At 53.2% G+C, this 15,898-nt stretch carries 19 protein-coding genes and 1 tRNA gene; 15 read left to right on the top strand and 5 right to left on the bottom strand.

Features of this window, described 5'->3' with window-relative positions; genetic code table 11:
• Nucleotides 1–83 precede the first annotated feature (83 nt).
• A complete protein-coding gene (locus NVIE_RS03420) occupies nt 84–1,139 on the top strand; it encodes a class I SAM-dependent methyltransferase (protein ID WP_075055971.1) in 1,056 nt (351 codons plus the stop codon).
• A 39-nt stretch (nt 1,140–1,178) separates the two neighbouring features.
• Complete coding sequence (locus NVIE_RS03415) at nt 1,179–1,649, top strand: pyridoxamine 5'-phosphate oxidase family protein (RefSeq protein ID WP_075054030.1); 471 nt, start codon at nt 1,179–1,181, stop codon at nt 1,647–1,649.
• Nucleotides 1,650–3,609: 1,960 nt separating this feature from the next.
• Here the strand turns inward: NVIE_RS03415 and NVIE_RS03410 are convergent.
• Both NVIE_RS03410 and NVIE_RS03405 read right to left on the bottom strand, forming a co-directional pair.
• Nucleotides 3,610–3,684 (bottom strand) — tRNA-Arg (locus NVIE_RS03410).
• Between the two features lie 42 nt (nt 3,685–3,726).
• Nucleotides 3,727–4,206, bottom strand: a complete 480-nt coding sequence (locus tag NVIE_RS03405) for a hypothetical protein (RefSeq protein ID WP_075054029.1) — start codon at nt 4,204–4,206, stop codon at nt 3,727–3,729.
• Nucleotides 4,207–4,460: 254 nt separating this feature from the next.
• Here NVIE_RS03405 and NVIE_RS03400 point away from each other — a divergent pair, with 254 nt between their 5' ends.
• The 8 genes from NVIE_RS03400 (at nt 4,461) to NVIE_RS03365 (ending at nt 9,227) form a co-directional block, all read left to right on the top strand.
• Nucleotides 4,461–5,270 (top strand): thermonuclease family protein, encoded by an 810-nt coding sequence (locus NVIE_RS03400; RefSeq protein ID WP_075054028.1) that lies wholly within the window; start codon nt 4,461–4,463, stop codon nt 5,268–5,270.
• Between the two features lie 83 nt (nt 5,271–5,353).
• Nucleotides 5,354–6,097 (top strand): hypothetical protein, encoded by a 744-nt coding sequence (locus NVIE_RS03395; RefSeq protein ID WP_075054027.1) that lies wholly within the window; start codon nt 5,354–5,356, stop codon nt 6,095–6,097.
• Nucleotides 6,098–6,136: 39 nt separating this feature from the next.
• Entirely contained in the window at nt 6,137–6,694 is a 558-nt protein-coding gene (gene scpB / locus NVIE_RS03390; protein WP_075054026.1) for an SMC-Scp complex subunit ScpB, read from the top strand.
• A gap of 31 nt (nt 6,695–6,725) precedes the next feature.
• Nucleotides 6,726–7,118, top strand: a complete 393-nt coding sequence (locus NVIE_RS03385) for a 30S ribosomal protein S8e (protein WP_075054025.1) — start codon at nt 6,726–6,728, stop codon at nt 7,116–7,118.
• Between the two features lie 57 nt (nt 7,119–7,175).
• On the top strand, nt 7,176–7,496 hold the full coding sequence (locus NVIE_RS03380; protein WP_075054024.1) for a signal recognition particle subunit SRP19/SEC65 family protein: 321 nt from the start codon (nt 7,176–7,178) through the stop codon (nt 7,494–7,496).
• A 120-nt stretch (nt 7,497–7,616) separates the two neighbouring features.
• The gene (locus NVIE_RS03375; RefSeq protein ID WP_158435072.1) at nt 7,617–7,916 is read left to right on the top strand and encodes an H/ACA ribonucleoprotein complex subunit GAR1; all 300 of its coding nucleotides are present in this window, start codon (nt 7,617–7,619) and stop codon (nt 7,914–7,916) included.
• The gene (locus NVIE_RS03370) at nt 7,913–8,941 is read left to right on the top strand and encodes a transcription initiation factor IIB (RefSeq protein ID WP_075054022.1); all 1,029 of its coding nucleotides are present in this window, start codon (nt 7,913–7,915) and stop codon (nt 8,939–8,941) included. The genes NVIE_RS03375 and NVIE_RS03370 overlap by 4 nt, the downstream gene beginning before the upstream one ends.
• Before the next feature lie 88 nt (nt 8,942–9,029).
• On the top strand, nt 9,030–9,227 hold the full coding sequence (locus NVIE_RS03365; protein WP_075054021.1) for a hypothetical protein: 198 nt from the start codon (nt 9,030–9,032) through the stop codon (nt 9,225–9,227).
• Here the strand turns inward: NVIE_RS03365 and NVIE_RS15225 are convergent.
• From NVIE_RS15225 to NVIE_RS03355, 3 genes are read right to left on the bottom strand one after another with little or no spacing between them, the layout of a single operon-like run.
• Nucleotides 9,217–9,384 carry a disulfide oxidoreductase gene (locus NVIE_RS15225; RefSeq protein ID WP_158435071.1) on the bottom strand — a complete coding sequence of 56 codons (168 nt, stop codon included), beginning with the start codon at nt 9,382–9,384 and terminating at the stop codon, nt 9,217–9,219. The two genes, NVIE_RS03365 and NVIE_RS15225, sit on opposite strands and share 11 nt — an antisense overlap.
• Before the next feature lie 55 nt (nt 9,385–9,439).
• A complete protein-coding gene (locus tag NVIE_RS03360; RefSeq protein WP_075054020.1) occupies nt 9,440–10,744 on the bottom strand; it encodes an alkaline phosphatase family protein in 1,305 nt (434 codons plus the stop codon).
• A 25-nt stretch (nt 10,745–10,769) separates the two neighbouring features.
• Nucleotides 10,770–11,090 (bottom strand): hypothetical protein, encoded by a 321-nt coding sequence (locus tag NVIE_RS03355; RefSeq protein WP_075054019.1) that lies wholly within the window; start codon nt 11,088–11,090, stop codon nt 10,770–10,772.
• Nucleotides 11,091–11,168: 78 nt separating this feature from the next.
• Here NVIE_RS03355 and NVIE_RS15220 point away from each other — a divergent pair, with 78 nt between their 5' ends.
• The 5 genes from NVIE_RS15220 (at nt 11,169) to NVIE_RS03335 (ending at nt 15,710) form a co-directional block, all read left to right on the top strand.
• Nucleotides 11,169–11,309 (top strand): zinc finger domain-containing protein, encoded by a 141-nt coding sequence (locus tag NVIE_RS15220; RefSeq protein ID WP_158435070.1) that lies wholly within the window; start codon nt 11,169–11,171, stop codon nt 11,307–11,309.
• Between the two features lie 45 nt (nt 11,310–11,354).
• Entirely contained in the window at nt 11,355–12,398 is a 1,044-nt protein-coding gene (locus NVIE_RS03350) for a galactose-1-phosphate uridylyltransferase (RefSeq protein ID WP_075054018.1), read from the top strand.
• 52 nt (nt 12,399–12,450) lie between these two features.
• Complete coding sequence (locus NVIE_RS03345) at nt 12,451–12,897, top strand: hypothetical protein (RefSeq protein ID WP_075054017.1); 447 nt, start codon at nt 12,451–12,453, stop codon at nt 12,895–12,897.
• On the top strand, nt 12,894–14,354 hold the full coding sequence (locus tag NVIE_RS03340; RefSeq protein WP_084790600.1) for a UDP-N-acetyl glucosamine 2-epimerase: 1,461 nt from the start codon (nt 12,894–12,896) through the stop codon (nt 14,352–14,354). Before NVIE_RS03345 ends, NVIE_RS03340 begins: the two co-directional genes overlap by 4 nt.
• 141 nt (nt 14,355–14,495) lie before the next feature.
• The gene (locus NVIE_RS03335) at nt 14,496–15,710 is read left to right on the top strand and encodes an SIMPL domain-containing protein (protein WP_075054016.1); all 1,215 of its coding nucleotides are present in this window, start codon (nt 14,496–14,498) and stop codon (nt 15,708–15,710) included.
• Nucleotides 15,711–15,898: the final 188 nt, after the last annotated feature.

Raw genomic sequence — 15,898 nt, 5'->3', positions numbered from 1 at the left:
CCAATCTGGATACGATCTGGAAAATTGCTTAAATACAAAAAACGAATTTTTTGTTCCATGAATTTCCGGAGGTTTGGATACAAATGGTAGCTGATAAGACCAAGCTGAACAAGTTCATCGAAAAGTCTGCGACTGAATGGGGCGCGGCTCTGGGCGTCTTGCTCACCTTTGCGGGTGATAGGCTCGGCTTATTCAAAGCCATGGCCGGTGCAGGACCGTTGACGCCAGAAGAGCTGGCAAGGAAGACCGGTACTCATCCAAGAATAATGAGAGAATGGCTTGCCGCTCAGGCTGCCGGCGGGATTGTTACATACAACGCTAATTCCGGGACGTACGTGCTACCGGAAGAACATGCCGTCGCCCTGATAGACGAGAATAGTCCGGCGTACATTGCAGGCGGCTATCAGCTAATAACAGGACTCTTCAAAGATGAAGAAAAGATTATCGAGGCATTCAAAACCGGTAAAGGACTTGGATGGGGAGACCATCACCATTACCTGTTTCAAAGCACAGAGAGGTTCTTCAAACCAAACTATATTGCAAATCTTACTTCAAGCTGGATCCCAGCGTTAGACGCTGTTGAAGCAAAGCTCAAGAATGGTGGTGCAAAGGTTGCCGACGTAGGATGCGGTCACGGTGCCTCAACCATACTGATGGCTAAAGCTTACCCTAGCTCACAAATCGTAGGCTTTGACTTCCATAGGCCATCGATTGAATGGGCCAGACAGGAAGCAGAAAAGGAGGGCTTGAAAAATATTACATTTGAAGTTGCAGGCTCTACAGACTATCCCGGTGACGATTATGACTTGGTGACGTTCTTTGATTGCTTCCACGATATGGGTAACCCTGCCGGAGCTGCCAAGCACGTGCTGCAAACCCTGAAGAAAAATGGTTCTTGGATGATAGTAGAGCCCTTTGCCAACGACAAGGTAGAGGATAACCTGAATCCGCTGGGAAGGCTGTCCTATTCTGTTTCGACAGTAGTCTGCGTTCCATCTTCGTTAAGCGAGAATGGGCCCGCATTAGGCGCTCAAGCAGGCGAGGCTAGGACCAGAGATATAGTAATGGAAGCAGGATTCTCAAAGTTCCGCAGAGCTACGCAGACACCATTCAATCTCGTATTCGAGGCAAAGCCGTGATTTACCACATCCACTTTTGTTTCTAGGTGATATGCTGCAATGAAAATAATCCATGCGACTCCTGGCATGGGGGCACCGATGGATGAGCAGGAACTGCGCAACTTCCTTTCCGCCAGCAAACAAAATTGCCGGCTAGGAACCGTAGATGATCTTGGAGACCCAAATGTGCATCCAGTCTGGTTTTTCTACGAACCTCGGAGCGATAAGATCTATGTTAATACCAACATCGATTCAAGGAAAATAGCTAATGTGAGAAGAAGAAACACAGTCTATTTCTGCATCGATGACGAAGTTATGCCTGTAAAAGGTGTAAAAGGAAAAGGGAAAGCAAAGATATCTGAAAATCCAAAGGATAACCTGTCAATAGTTGAAAAGATAATGACAAAATATCTTGGCAGTGTAGATCATCCGACTGCAAAATTCATCCTTGAAACTGTAAAAAGTGGCAAGTCTGTACTGTTGGAAATTACTCCAAGTTACTTTTCGACTTGGGACTTTGGAAAAAGTTGACTGCCATTCGCGCGTCCCCCCCCGTCAATCAACACGCTCGCTGCAACAACTGCGAACAAGAGCAAAAGTCAAAGCTAACCTAGTCTGCCTTTATCATCCTAGTCGCAGGCCAAACAACGGCCGGAAGCATCTTGAACACTGTTCAGAACAAAGTACGGGTCCAGAGGGGTATGCAGGCACAGAGGATTCAGAAACTGGGCAGAGGCCATTGGGGCGGTACCAAAGCCCCGACCTCCTTTTTTGACAATCACACGACTTGGGCGCTATCTAATTCTGACTTCTTTAATAAATCATGTCTGGGTCAAAATTTAGATCGCCGAACTCTGTCGCCTTTGGGTAAAAAAAGAATTGTCTATGACCTAATTTGAAATTATACAAAAGTAATGCTAATTACCGGTAAAAGACCATAATTTCTGATTACAATATACACTTTTCACAGGTAAGCAAGCCTTAAAGACAATGTTACTTTGATTGTCTACCGTCAGGCACTACATCAGCAACCATGCCTGAGCAAGTCGACGAAAGGCATATCCCCGAAAACCAGTGAAAGCCATGTCATGCCCTTCGCCTGTGCTTTTGCATAACCGGCACAGGTGGGGCTTTGAACAACAACAATAACAACAACAGTATTAGAAATTCATAATAACTCGACAATTGTAGAAGTACGCACATATTGCTCGGGTATGGCTGCAACGTCGCACGCGCCGGTCTAGAGGGTATGTGCAAATCGCCCCTACCAAGCTACAGTAGCCGCCGACTTGGGTAGGGGCTATTCTAAACCTGTTTTGACTTGATGCGAGCCAGCATATGATGTCAAACAACCTTGTGACGACCGAAAGTCAACCACAATTGCTTGTATGCTGGCCCGCGCAATATTAAACGAAAGCGACGGTAATAACGTACCGTTCACAATTATTCAAGTCTGCGGCGAAATAAACTGCCGTGCCTAAACGCAAAAGAATACATGTCGCTTATGCTGTCTGAGCCAGAGGGTCTGGCCGAATAGCCGACTTTGTGGCCAAGCTCTCGCCTAATTTAGTAAAGACCTCTTCGTTCTGCCCAATTCTGTCGAATTCTTCTCGTGGCAGCCCGCAATTACGACATGAACTTGGTGGATATTCGTTCGGCTTGCCACAGCCAGGGCAATCGATCTCTCTGGGTGTTATCATGTCGCACCAGTACGCAGTCATATTGTACAAGAGTACCGTTTTGACGCATAGTATGTCTTTAGAGAAAGAAAGTCATTTTTACTATTAACGCATAACTAAATCTGTCAGGCGCATACACCGTCTAATCGCATCGCCTGATAGCCTAAACGTATGACGTAACTGCCCCTGCCAGATTTGTGCCTTCTGACAGGGTGGGGGCTATCCTAAACCTGTTTTGGTATAAGAGGTGCGCGAGCCAGCATCTTCTTCTTCATGCCCGAACAAGTTGTTCGTGATGCCCCAAACTTAGCCACATGACACCTCATAATGCTGACTCGCGCAGAGTTCAATCATTCGTCAGAAGAAGTAATAGCATACGGCTCGCTTTGGCTTTAGATGATGGTGGCAGACTGGGCGAAATTGACGTTTCAAGTCGTCAAGTGCAGGATTTGTTATGTTTGATCGATCGAGCGTGCCTATGGCTGTGCTGGCGGCGCCGAGACCGCATGGCAATCCGGTATTCTGATAAACTACAGAACTGACGACTGTGCCTAAAAGCGCGACCCTTGATTATTAGTATATGACTCTAATAGAATTGTATGATTGCTCTTTTCCCGAGGGCTTTTATACAAAAGAGAGGCACATTACGGTGAAGCGCGCCAATAACCGAAAACGAGATCGGCGAGCAAATCGCCATTGAGCAAAACCGGATGCGAAACGCTCAGGACCGCATGCTGTTTACTGCACAAAACGAATGCGAAAGCGAGTCTTCGGGTTCTTCGCCCGGTGAATTATTGTCGCATGAGAGAAAGCGGGCCCAGAGGGACTCGAACCCTCGACCAACTGCTCCGCAGGCAGCCATTCTGTCCAAGCTGAACTATGGGCCCAGTGGAAGAAAAGTCTTGGCTACCTTAATTAAAACGTAGGCATTAGCCTGCTTCCTTTATGGCGGCGTCGGCTTCTGCGCTGTATTTCAGCGACAGCGAGAACAGGTCAAGCGCCTTGTCGTACTCGGCCTTGTTGCCAGTCAGCAGGTACTCCCTGAAATGCTCGTTGCTGTCCTTCTCCGTCTGTATCGCCTTTACCAGCAGGCCGCGGGCCTCCGTGTAGCGCTCGGGCGTCTCTAGCGCGTTTGCCCTGTCTATGAGCGACTGGTACCTTGGCATGTACTTGTCGACGATTCCTGCCATAGTGGAGTTGTCGTACTGGCCTGCCTTCCATTTGCCCTCCTCTGCCTGGTACTCTTGCGTCAGGGAGATGGAGTCAAACACGATGGCGTCCCACTTTTGCTTGAACTCGCTGTTCTGGGCGCTTGACACCTGCAGCATGACCATGACGCCGACAAGGACCGCGATTGCCGCAAAGCCGGCAATTACAATGGCCCTTGACGCCTGCCTTTTCTTGACCATCCCTTCTTCTGCAAGAACAGGCACTGCAAAGTGGAAAATAAACTAAGCGACGCCGGTTATCAGATCTTTTTTCATCTACGTGACAGTCAACTGTAAAAAATGATCCTGCCCAGGTTGCAGTCCGGAGGCTTTGCCTATGCGATCTCCTTCGGTAATCTTTAAGGTTACAAAACTGGAATAGTATTCTCACTACCTTGTCTGTTACTGTCAATTTCGATTACGATCGGCAAATCCGGAAAGCGAACCCTCTTAAATTGTACAGAGTCTCGGACGGGGACACGCCCGTCGTCGAGCAGCCCGTCAGGATGGTCTCCTGCGATACGCCGGAAAAAGCGGGATATGCGGGCAAGCCCGAAACAAGCCAGCCAAAGCTGGAAAAATGCAGGCAGCGGCTAGTGGGAGAATATTACAACGGGCATCTTGCCGCAGGATTGCGCGACTATCTTGCGTCAAGGATAACGCCTGATGCCGCGCAAAGGCACATAGGCGCAGGATACGATGCATCAAGAGAGTTTGAGCGCATGCTGGAAGAGCGCCTTGCCCTGCCTGACGGGAAAAGGCGCAAGACCGCAGTCATCCCCACCGGGGAAATAATAGACAGGTACGGCAGGATGCTTGCGTACATTTCTCCGTGGTTTGCCGGCGAAAAAGAAGGGGACCCCCTGCCGCCAAAAGACGATCCCCGGAGAAAGACGTTCAACCTGGAGATGGTTGAAACTGGGTGGGCCGCGTCTTTTCCGATATATCCTTCGTTGCCGGGCAACGACGACATGAACAGGCTCATAGCCGGCGCCGAGGACGCGTGGAACGGCAAAAAAGGCATGTGGGCGCAATATGGCAAGGACCTGCTTCTGGCATACGAATACAGGATGTGCATAAAACTGGCAAATGCGGCAAGTCCGGAGGAAGGCGTCAAAGAAGCGTTCCAGAGGCATTGCGTTGACCTTGCCGCCCTGAAGATTGTCGGCAAGTACGATTTCTACAAAGTCCCGCCCCCTTACAGGTTGTGGGTATGGGAAGGCGACCTGGAAAAAGCCAGGGCAGACCTCGGGCTGACCGCATGATGATGACGCAAAATCAAATTTTTCTTCACCCATAACGTATTATAGGCACTTTTCGCTCTCAACCCGCGAGGAGAGGAGAACATATGTCGGAAGCGGGAGCGCCAACACCAGCACCAGCGCCGTCCGAGGTCCCGGATACTAAAAAGACGATAGCGCAGCCTCCTCTCAACATCCTGTTCAACCCTTCTGCCGTGATACGCAAGGATGTCTGGAACGTCGACATTGTCCGCCTTTTGGAACTGTTCTTGCAGCTGATAAACGCGACTGGCAACAAGGATTTGAGGATATGCGGCATTGCGGCTGTCTCGTCCTCGATGATATACCGGCTCAAGGTGGAAAGCATCTTTTTGCTCGAGAAGATAGCGATGCAGAAAAAGGGCGTCGATGACCCGCAACAGCAGCTCCCTATACCGCAGTTGAACACGCTTGACCTTCCCTTCAGGGTCGAGTCCACGTACCCCGTATCTGTCGAGGACCTGCTCAAGGTGCTTGAGAACATGATAATGGAGCTTGCAAGCCCAAGGCCGCGCAAAAAACAGGTGGAGCTGGAGCCGGTACAGACGTTCAACTTTGACCAGTACCTTGTGAAATTCGAGCAGATAATCCAGGGCTACGAGGACATGATATTTGACATCGTAAGCGCCGACGGCCCGACCATGTTCAAGGCGCTTGTGGCCAAGATGGAACCGGTCGAGATGGCGCGCTGCTTTATCGCCCTGCTGTACCTCGCAATGAAGGGCAAGGTGGACCTCGAGCAGCAGGACGACTCTGACGACATCCGGATAACCCTGAAACTTCCAGAACCGTCGCAGCAGCAACAGCAATAGCAACAGTAAAGTAATTCCACGGCTTTTCCAAAGAGCAAGATGCGCGAGTCGCTTCCAGAAGACGAGGTTGCCGCAAGGATAGAGGCGGCTCTTTATTCGGCAGGCAGGCCCCTCACGGTCGACGAGCTGGTACGCGCGTCCGGGACAAACTCGAAGGAAAAGACCCTGCGCGTCGTAAACGACCTTGTCAAAAAGACCAAGACGGTGTTCAAGGCGATCGAGGTGGTCCAGCTTGAGGACGGCTCGTACGTCTTTCAGCTAAAGCCTGCCTATACCCCCCTGATACGCCGGTTTGCCCGGCACCCGCTCGTGCCTGCCGCCGCGCTAAAGACCCTCACCTACATCGCCTACGAGCAGCCGGTCACCTCAAAGCGCCTGGTGCAGATACGGGGGAGCCAGGTGTACCAGCACGTCAAGGAATTGGAGCAGATGCAGTTTGTCGAGCACGAGAGCCTGGGCCGGCTCAAGGTGTACCGGACGACTAAAAAGTTCCAGGAATATTTCGGCATAACCGACCTCGACTCGATGAAGAGCAAGCTGGTGGCCGAGACGAACAAGGAAAACCCCAAGCAGCCAACAAGCCCAGAAAAGTCTTAATTAGAGTATTTGATACACTAGAAAACGCAATATGCGCAAGTCGATAGAGAATCTTGCGGGCCGCAAGCTGACTGGCGGACGCAAGCTCGCCAACAGGATCAGGAGAAAGTCCGAGATTGACAGGTATCCAAATGAAGCTACCGTCGGCACGACCGACATTGTCACGAGAAGGGTAAGGGGCGCAAACGTCAAGGCAGCCTTCAAGACCGTCGAGTTTGCAAACGTCATGGACCCTGAAGCCAAAAAGGCGACCAAGTCCAAGATCCTCAATGTGACCAAGAACCCTGCAAACCGCGACTATGAGAGAAGGGGCGTGGTGAGCAAGGGCGCGATCATCGAGACAGAGGCAGGCTCTGCGCTGGTCACCTCGAGGCCGGGCCAGAACGGCGTGGTAAATGCTGTCCTGATAAAGGCCAAGCAGTAGAGACTTTCCTCTCTCACTTTCATTTATTAATAAGATCTTTTCCCAATATCTAGAGCCTTGAAGGACTACGACCACGTCATACTCTGGCTGGACTATTTCAACAAGAACTTGAAACGCCGCCAGGGAAGGAAGGTCAAGCGCGACCAGGCCGTCTTTGACCCTACCGTACAGGAACTTTTGGAAGCGGCCAAGACCGCCGGCTACCAGGTTGAAGATGACGCGGTAAACGATACCGCCAGGTTTCCGCGCCGGTCTTTTGTCAAGTCCGGCTATGTCATGCTTGCCAAGAAGGAAGGCGTGAAAAAATCAAAGGTCATTGCAAGCGTCGCGGAAAAGCTTTTGCAAAAGCGCGCGAGGCAAAAATCCGGAAAAAAGTAGCAGGCTGAGATTTAACAGCGGCCGCAATAATATTGTTCATCAACAAACATAACAAATTTGACCGAAGCTTATGATAGCAAGCAAGAGCTGATTGTGGAAGTGGGGGAGATCGGGGAAGTTATGCATCTAGCAAAGAGCGGCAGGTTAATCGTAAAACTAAACACGACAGGGGCGGCAAGCATCAGACCGGGTGAGATGCTTATCGACTCTGCCGGCAGGCGGGTAGGGAAGATAGCCGAGCTGATAGGGCCCGTGAGTGCGCCGTACGCCTCGGTCATTCCAATGACCGACAAGACGGCAAGGCTGACCGGGGCAAAGGTGTTTGCCGGCGGGCGGCAGCAACCTGCAAGGCCGTCGCATGCGCGCAGAGAGCAACGGCGACAACAGCAGCATGGAAAGGAAAGGAGGCGCCAGAATTGACCACTAGCGAATACTGCACCCAGTGCCCGGAATGCAGCGCAAACCTCATCCAGGACTATTCAAAGGGCGAGTTCATCTGCGAGCGCTGCGGGTACGTCGCGATGGACGGCGTCTACGACTTTGGCCGCGAGTCAAACGCGACCGACTTTGAGGAAAAATCCAAAAACACGAGGGCGTCTGGCTCGACTAGCCTTGCGCTTCACGATTACGGCCTGAGGACAGAGATTGCCTCTGGCTCGAAGGACTATGCGGGCAAATCAATAGACTACCAGATGGCCGAGCAGATGAACAACATCCGCAAGTGGCACATACGCAGCAGGATAGTGTCGCCCCAGGAGCGCCGCCTTTCAAACGTCCTGACAAAGATAAACGAGACGTGCGCGGCAATGTCCCTGCCAAAACTGCTTGTTGAAACCGCGGCTATGCTGTACCGCAACTATGAGAACATGCAGGAGGCAAAAGGAAAATCAATTGCGTGCATGGCGGCTGCGACAATCTACCTTGCGTGCAAGAAATGCCGCGTGGTGCGCTCGCTCGATGAGATAGTGGCGGCGACAGGCGTCACCGAGCAGGACAGGTCAAGCGTGAAACTTGCATCGAAATACTACCGCATGATGGTGATGGAGATGAGCGCGTTCTCGGAAGAGGCGTCAGCAGCGCAGGAAACAACAACAGCAACACCGCAACAGCAACAACAGGCGCCGGTCGCGATGGCCATCGACCACTATATCTCAAAGCTTTCAAACATGGCCAAGATAGACACCAAGGTAGAGCGCCTCGCAATAGACATTGCGCACAAGACCAACGACCGCATGCTTGCAGACGGCAAGGCTCCAAACGGGCTTGCGGCGGCGTACATCTATGTCTCGTCGATACTGCTTGGCATAAACATACTCCAGCGCGACGTGTCGAGCCTTTCGGGCGTGACGGAAGTGACTATACGCAACCGCTGCAAGGACATGCTGACCGGGTTCAAGCTGACAGTCACGGTCAAGCCGCAGGCAAGGCCAAACCACCTTGCCTGAGTGAGTCTTCCGGAACTCTTTACGGCATCCTTTATTAGAAAGGAGTTCCATAAAAAGGCAAATGTTATGTCGAGCCTGCGGTAGCGAGATGAATGCTGCAGAGTTCTGCCCCGAATGCAACGAGGCGGTCCTCTGGAGGTGCTCGTCCTGCGACCGAGAAAACGACAAGTCGATACACACCTACCATCACGTGGAAAGCGAAGGCGCTCCTCCTTCAAGGGCCGCATCAGTCGTGGGTACGATACTCACGATGGTGTCAGGCATGGGCGTTGCCATTACTCTGTAGGGTAGTCCGGCTCGCTGTTTCTCTTGTGGCGCATGTACAGTGCGACTCCGATGAGGGCTGCAAGTATGCCGATGAGCACGAAAAACGTGGCCTCGTCCTTGACGCTTCCTTCTGGTAGTATCGCAAATGCTGCCGCAAAAACAAGCCCGCCCAGCATAATAATCAATAACGACTAGGCCGCTCTGGCCTTTTATTCATTTGCGTATATGCGTCTATCTGTCAGACGCCAGCTTTAGCGCCGTCGATATGACGTCTGCTCCCATGAGGAGGCCAAGGCTTCCCTTTCTGCCGTAGCCTTCTGTAAAGCGTGCGCTTGCATCCTGCTTGATGCCGTTTCCAGACACGAGCAGCGGGACCGGGTCGTCGCTGTGCGCCTTTTTGATGCACGGGGTAGAGTGGTCGCCGGACACCACGATCACCGGGTTTTTCACGCCTGCCAGCTCTTTGGCAAGGACCCCGAAAAAGCGCCTGTCGATTTCTTCGAGGTTGCGCTTTTTGCCCTTGGCGTCGCCGTCGTGGCCAAACTCGTCGGGGCCCTTCAGGTGGACGTACACCGCGTCGCCGCCGCCGCTGTTGTTTTTCAGGCTCTTTGCGGCTACTCTTGCCTTGAGCTCATAGTCGTCAAGCGAGCCGGCCTCGTACATCTTCATGCCGAGGACCTTGGAGATGCCGACTTCGACAGGCATCTCTACGATGCAGCCGATTGAGATGCCGTATTTCTTGTTGATGGGCTGGACCTCCGGGAACCTGTTGCCCGAGTCCCGGGCAAGTATGCAGTTCATCGGGTTTCTGCCTGCCGCCTTTCTGGCAACGTTGACGGGGTGGTCGCGCAGTATCTTGATGGTCTGCTCTGTAAACTCGTTTACAAGCATCGCCGCCATCTTGGCCTCCTTGCTGTCGTCCTGCGGCTTGGCCTCCAAGACATAGATGTCGTCGTCGGACGTTGCCTTGGCGACTCCCATCCCCTCGACCTTGTCATAGGCCGGGTCGGTGTTGGTTATCTTGTCTGACAGCTTCATCTTGCTGTGGCGTATCCTGATCACCACGCGGTGCGCGACGGTCGGGACAAGCGCAATCGATGCGTCCTTGTCGCTGAACTTGATGCCGTCTGCGAGAGACTTGCAGACGGCTGCCGCCTCCTCTTTGGAGATGACCCTGCCGGCGCGCCTGTCGGTTATCTTGTTGTTGTTATCGTTGACGGTTGCAAAGTTGCCGCGCAGCGCAAGGTCGCCGTCGCGAAAGTCGATGTTGCAGCCTATCGACTCTATCACGCCGCGGCCGACGTAGCCCCCCTGGCGGAAACTGTAGCCAAGCATGTTAAAGACGGCGATGTCTGACTGCGGCGCGATGCCCTTTCCGACGGTTATCACGCGGCCCATCGCGCCGTTCCTTGCAAGGGCGTCAAGGTTTGGAGTGTAGGCGGCTTCAAGCGGTGTAAGGTCGTTTAGCGCCGGGTGCGGCAGGTCGCCGACGCCGTCCAGAAGCACATAGACAATTTTAACGCCGTCTTTTCTCATGCTGGCAAGAGCATGTCGCGTCAATTTATTTTTTCTTCTTCTCTCGCTTTGCAGGCTTTTTGTAGTAGGAAAAATACCTGCGAAGGCCCTTTGTGTACGGCTCGATTGTTGCAAATACCTCGTCCTGCTCTTCCTGCGTCAGCTGGCGCTTGTGCCTTTCAAGCATGATGCCTTCTGCAAGGCCGGTGTAATAGCCTGCCCTCTGGCCGTAGAGAAAGTCGTACGCGCTGGTGCACTTCCACACCTTTTTCAGCTTTGGCACCCTGCTCTTTGGGACCTTGGGCGCCTGCAGGTCGCTTTCAATGACCGCCTCTATCATGCTCTTGATGTCGCCGTCAAGTGGCATGCCTCTTGCTTGTGATGGCTGCGGAAAAAAAGCGTTACTGCTGCTTCTTTTATTAGCAAGCTGCACATACATTCCTTGTTGGAACTGCTGTGCAGGTTCTGCGGCAAGACAGTCGTGGACGACGCGGGCACCAGGACCGAAGATTTCGGGATAGTGCAGCGCGGGACATACGTTTGCGCACGCTGCACAAAGGCACTTGAATTTGCGCTGGGCGACTAGCGGTGCAGAACCTTTAATTAAAAGTGTGGGGAGCATTTTCCGGGCATGAGGGAGCTGCGCAAAGATTACGTTCTGGACAGGTTTGTCCTTGTTCCGGACTCTTCTTCTTCTTCTGCTGCTGCGGCGACAGCAGAACAGAATGAAAGGTACGACCGGTGCCCCTATTGCCCCGGCAACGAGTCAATGACCTCGCCGGCGCTCCTTGCGCTTGTCGTAAAGGACGGCATGCTCCAGCGCCTTTCTGACAGCGAGGACAGCATAATCGACGACTGGTCGGTCAGGGTGTTTGAAAGCAAGAACCCTGTAGTCACCACAACCGCCGCTGCAAGCTATAGCGACAAGCCGCTCTACAGCGAGCCGGCCTACGGCTACCACCAGGTGGTCGTTGCGACGCCGGACCACAAGCAGAGCCTGCCGCAGATGTCAGTCGAGCAGTGGGGCAACGTGCTTGTCGTCATCCAGGACCGCGTCAGGTGGCTGTACACGCAAAAAAGCGTGACATACGTCTCGATATATGTCAACAGCGGGGCCGGCGCAGGCGCACAGGTGCCGCACCCGCACCTTAACATCGTCACCTTCTCATCAATCCCGCCTGCGATAGAGCTTGAAGCAGAAGGCTCGCACAGGTTCATGAACGAAAACGGCAGCTGCCCCGCGTGCAACATGATATCAGTCGAGTCCAGCGGGCCGCGCCAGATACTTGCCACGGACAGCTTCCTTGCCTTCTGCCCGTGGGCGCCGACGTACCCGTACGAGTTCTGGATATACCCAAAGAGGCACATCACGTCCTTTTCAAAGATAACGCAAAAGGAGATAAACGACCTTGCGCTTATGATGCGCGCGACCCTGGGCGGCATGTCAAAGGCGTTGAAGGACGCGCCGTTCAACATGGTCTTCCACCTGTCGCCGGAGAAAAAGAACAGCCGGCAGATCCACTGGCACATTGAAGTCTATCCACAATTAACGACGTGGTCGGGCCTTGAGCGGGGCTTTGGCGTCTATGTCAACAATGTCAAGCCGGAAAAAGCAGCAGAAATCCTTGGCTCTGCGTGCCGGAAGGAGCTTGCCGGCCTGGTCGGCATCACATAGCTGCTAAAAACCAATCATTTAATTACCAACCTCTGAAAATAAACCGCCGTATATGAAGCTGGAGACCTGGATCGCGCTGGCGTCCGTCGGGCTGTCGGCTATGTTTGTGGCGCTTCTACTTTCGTTCTACAACTTTCTCATAAGCCAGGGGGAGAACCCAAGCCGCATAATCGACCCTGCGGGGCTGCTCATACAGCAGGTCTCTATATCGGCCGCGCCGGGAGTCATACTCGCCGGCGTCGTGTTTGCCATGTCCCGGACGACCGGCAACAAGCCTGCGGGCCTGCTGCTTGTGGCTGCCGGCGCGATAATGCTGGCTGGCATGATAGCCGCGCTGGGCATGCTTCCGCAGATCTCCTCAAGGTACATGCTGGGCGGAATCAGCATAGTGCCGTACATATTCATAGCCGCTGGAGCAGGCGTGGCCGGAATCGGCGGCTACCTGGCGGCCGTGTCAAAGAGGAGCCGGTCTGCCGGCAACCTGGATGATCTCCGTTGAAAGACAAAGGCGTCGAGCTTGACGTGTCGCGGGACCTGCTCCCGATAAAGGTTTCCGGGGGCCTGTCCTCGGTGTTTGAGCATGCGAAAAAGCAGAAAAGCCCGATACTTGCCGTCGTGACGGGAACAAAGCCGGACTTTTACAAGCAGGCCCCATTGATGGTGGAGGCCGCAAGGGAAAACGTGCCTTCCTTTGTGATAAACACGGGACAGCACTTTGACGACGTGCTCGGCTTTGGGATGCACGAGTTCAGCCTGAACGACTTTGTAGGCTGCAACTTGCAGATCCGGGGCGACCTGATGGAAAAGGCAAGCGAACTGATACTGAAATTCGGCTACTTTGGCCGGTACTGCCGCAAGAACTTTCACCATAACGAGTCGATGCTTCCCATAGTGCACGGCGACACGCTCGTGGCAGGCATCGCCCCGCTTGCGTGGGTGTTTGGGATGGGCCAGAAGGTGGGCCAGAACGAGGCAGGCCTGCGCTCCATGGGGCCGGAGATGATGAAGCACCTGTCGCCGGCAAAAGAGCCGACGAAAAAGACAATACGCGACCTTGTGCACAGCCAGTTTGAGGGCAGAAGGTGGTTCCTTGCAAGGGAAGAGCCGTTTCCAGAGCAGATAGACACCTGGATATGCTCTGCCGGCACGCAGTTCTTTTTTGCGCCGACGCAGCTCAACAAGGACCACCTGGTCAGGGAGGGGTACCCTGAAGAGTTTGTGCACGTGGTGGGAAACTCTGTCGTCGACGCGATACACCAAAAGCGCAAGGAGCGCCCAAGCCAGAGCATCTTTGACGCGTACCCGCAGCTTGAAAAGGGCGAGTGGATAAGGATGGATATACACAGGCGGGAGAACCTGACAGAGCGCCGTTTCACGTCCATAATCGGCGGTCTTGTAGACATCATTGAGCGCACGGACAGCAAGGTCGTCCTTGTGATGCTCAACGCGACGGTTTCTGCGCTAAAGCAGTACGGCCTTGAAAAGAAACTGCAGGACCTTGCAGAGGATCACAAAGATAAATTCCTGATGACGCCTCTGTGGAAAGAGTACGCGCACGTGATAGAATTTCTTGACAGCGGCCGCTGCTGGGCCGAGATGACGGACTCGGGCTCGATGCAGGAAGAGCTGCTCTATTTCCCAAAGGTGACGTCGCTCACTGTCCGGCTGAACACTGACAGGCCAGAGACGGTGTTTGACGCCAAGAGCAACATCCTTGTCCCGCCGCTCAACCGCGCATGGATATCTATGATGGCAAGAGAGGCGCACGAAAGGGGAGAGGGCCTTGGCATGCAGCTGCGAAATAAAAAGCAGATCTACGGCCGGCCGGGGCAGGTGTCAAAGAAGATAATCCGGATAATCAAAAAAGAGTTTGAAAACGGCGACGCCAACTTTTACCCGTGGCTCCACCAGCGCCTGGGGCTGTGGAAGGAAAAGCAGAGCATCAGCTACATGTAGCAGTAGCAGAGTATATGTTGTCCGTGCACCGGCCAATAATCATCTTGTCAGCAGGTTATTGCCCCGTTAAACAACAGATTTTTCAAAGTCTATTTCGTTTGGATAATTTCTTAAATAAACGCGGCGCAAAACCGGCTTTTGATGAATAACTTTTCCAGAAAAAAGCTTCCGACAATAGCTATCGTGTTAGCTGTTGTCTTGTCGGCGGCGGTAGCCAGCACGTCATTTTTTGTTGCAGGCACCCCGCTGTTGCTCAAAAACGATTTCCAGAAAGCATACAGCCAAGATTACGCAGCGCTGCCGTCTGGCGGAAAACCTGCGACCATCAAGGTGACGGGGGAGGCATCAACAACAATCACGCCGGACCAGGCCACCATAATAATAAACGCGCAGACAGAACCCGGCGAACTATCTTCCGTCTTGAGCAAGCACCAAGCAAGGACGCAGCAAATAGCGCAGGCCGTGAGGGAAGCTGCAGGCGACAGGACGACAATAGCCTTCGGCCAGCAATCCCTGAACCCTTACTACTCAAACACGGGCGTGCCGGCCTCCAACAACGTGACGTTTAACGTATACGCTTCAGTCGCCGTCCAGACAAACATCGACCGCCTGCCCGGGCTGGTCAGCAAGCTCGCAGATGCCGGCTTTGGGTTTGAAAGCGTGTACATAGACCCAAGCTACTCGGCCGCAATACTCAGAAAAGCCGAGAGCGCAGCGGCGGGCAGCACTTCAGTCGAGGTCGGTGACGGCGCAGAAAACCAGACCCGGACTTTGGAGCGCAACCCGATAACCGTCGGCGTCTCGCTGAACACAAAGCCGGATGTGCTGACAAAGTCGATAGCAGAGTATGAGCAAAAGTACAGGAGCCTCCTGGCCGTGCTGAGGGAAACCGGAATCTCGGAAGACCAGGTACGGCAGAACAACCTCAACATCTACCCGTTCTTCTACGGCTCAAACCAGAATGCCGGCTACAGCATGTACACGCAGATAATCGTCAGGACGGACGCCGCCGACATAGAGAAGGTAACCGCCGCAGTCAAGAAGATGGGCGGCGCAAACGTCGAAAACGTCTACCTGTCAGCATCCGATGCCGCCATAGACCAGGCCAGGAAGGAACTTGGCAAGCAGGCGTTTGACAGTGCAAAGAGCAGGGCAGAAGAGATGGCGCAGTCGCTGGGGCTTCAGGTAAACGGAATCGTGAGCATAGAGGCAGCCACGGACTCGCCAAATCCGTACGGCGGCTTGATCCCATACAGGGGCGTGCACATAATCCAGCCCTATTACCCGAACATAAGCGGAGAGATATCGAAATCAGTCACAGTCGAGTTTGAACTGGGCAAAGGTGGCGACACGTAGCAGCATTTGCCCTGCTCTAACAGACGGGCAGGGCATCATCAATTTTTGTTTCTATTTCTGTTATTTTTCTGGCGGCTTGGACAGGGCTTGCGGTGTTCAAAACTCCGGGCGCAAACTAACTAACTAATTAATTATCTTTCGGTTCCGTTGCATAGCAATTTGCAGTTAGACCGGGAGTAATAGTATAT

Origin of the sequence: Nitrososphaera viennensis EN76 (assembly GCF_000698785.1) — an archaeon.
Lineage (GTDB): Archaea > Thermoproteota > Nitrososphaeria > Nitrososphaerales > Nitrososphaeraceae > Nitrososphaera > Nitrososphaera viennensis.
Note: the sequence above shows the minus strand (reverse complement) of the source record. Positions and strands in the feature narration are given on the sequence as shown.

Coding starts and splice junctions, on each gene's coding strand:
- NVIE_RS03420 (WP_075055971.1), top strand. CDS start 84: ATGGTAGCTGATAAGACCAAGCTGAACAAGTTCATCGAAAAGTCTGCG.
- NVIE_RS03415 (WP_075054030.1), top strand. CDS start 1,179: ATGAAAATAATCCATGCGACTCCTGGCATGGGGGCACCGATGGATGAG.
- NVIE_RS03405 (WP_075054029.1), bottom strand. CDS start 4,206: ATGGTCAAGAAAAGGCAGGCGTCAAGGGCCATTGTAATTGCCGGCTTT.
- NVIE_RS03395 (WP_075054027.1), top strand. CDS start 5,354: ATGTCGGAAGCGGGAGCGCCAACACCAGCACCAGCGCCGTCCGAGGTC.
- scpB (WP_075054026.1), top strand. CDS start 6,137: ATGCGCGAGTCGCTTCCAGAAGACGAGGTTGCCGCAAGGATAGAGGCG.
- NVIE_RS03385 (WP_075054025.1), top strand. CDS start 6,726: ATGCGCAAGTCGATAGAGAATCTTGCGGGCCGCAAGCTGACTGGCGGA.
- NVIE_RS03375 (WP_158435072.1), top strand. CDS start 7,617: ATGCATCTAGCAAAGAGCGGCAGGTTAATCGTAAAACTAAACACGACA.
- NVIE_RS03365 (WP_075054021.1), top strand. CDS start 9,030: ATGAATGCTGCAGAGTTCTGCCCCGAATGCAACGAGGCGGTCCTCTGG.
- NVIE_RS15225 (WP_158435071.1), bottom strand. CDS start 9,384: ATGCTGGGCGGGCTTGTTTTTGCGGCAGCATTTGCGATACTACCAGAA.
- NVIE_RS03360 (WP_075054020.1), bottom strand. CDS start 10,744: ATGAGAAAAGACGGCGTTAAAATTGTCTATGTGCTTCTGGACGGCGTC.
- NVIE_RS03355 (WP_075054019.1), bottom strand. CDS start 11,090: ATGCCACTTGACGGCGACATCAAGAGCATGATAGAGGCGGTCATTGAA.
- NVIE_RS03350 (WP_075054018.1), top strand. CDS start 11,355: ATGAGGGAGCTGCGCAAAGATTACGTTCTGGACAGGTTTGTCCTTGTT.
- NVIE_RS03345 (WP_075054017.1), top strand. CDS start 12,451: ATGAAGCTGGAGACCTGGATCGCGCTGGCGTCCGTCGGGCTGTCGGCT.
- NVIE_RS03335 (WP_075054016.1), top strand. CDS start 14,496: ATGAATAACTTTTCCAGAAAAAAGCTTCCGACAATAGCTATCGTGTTA.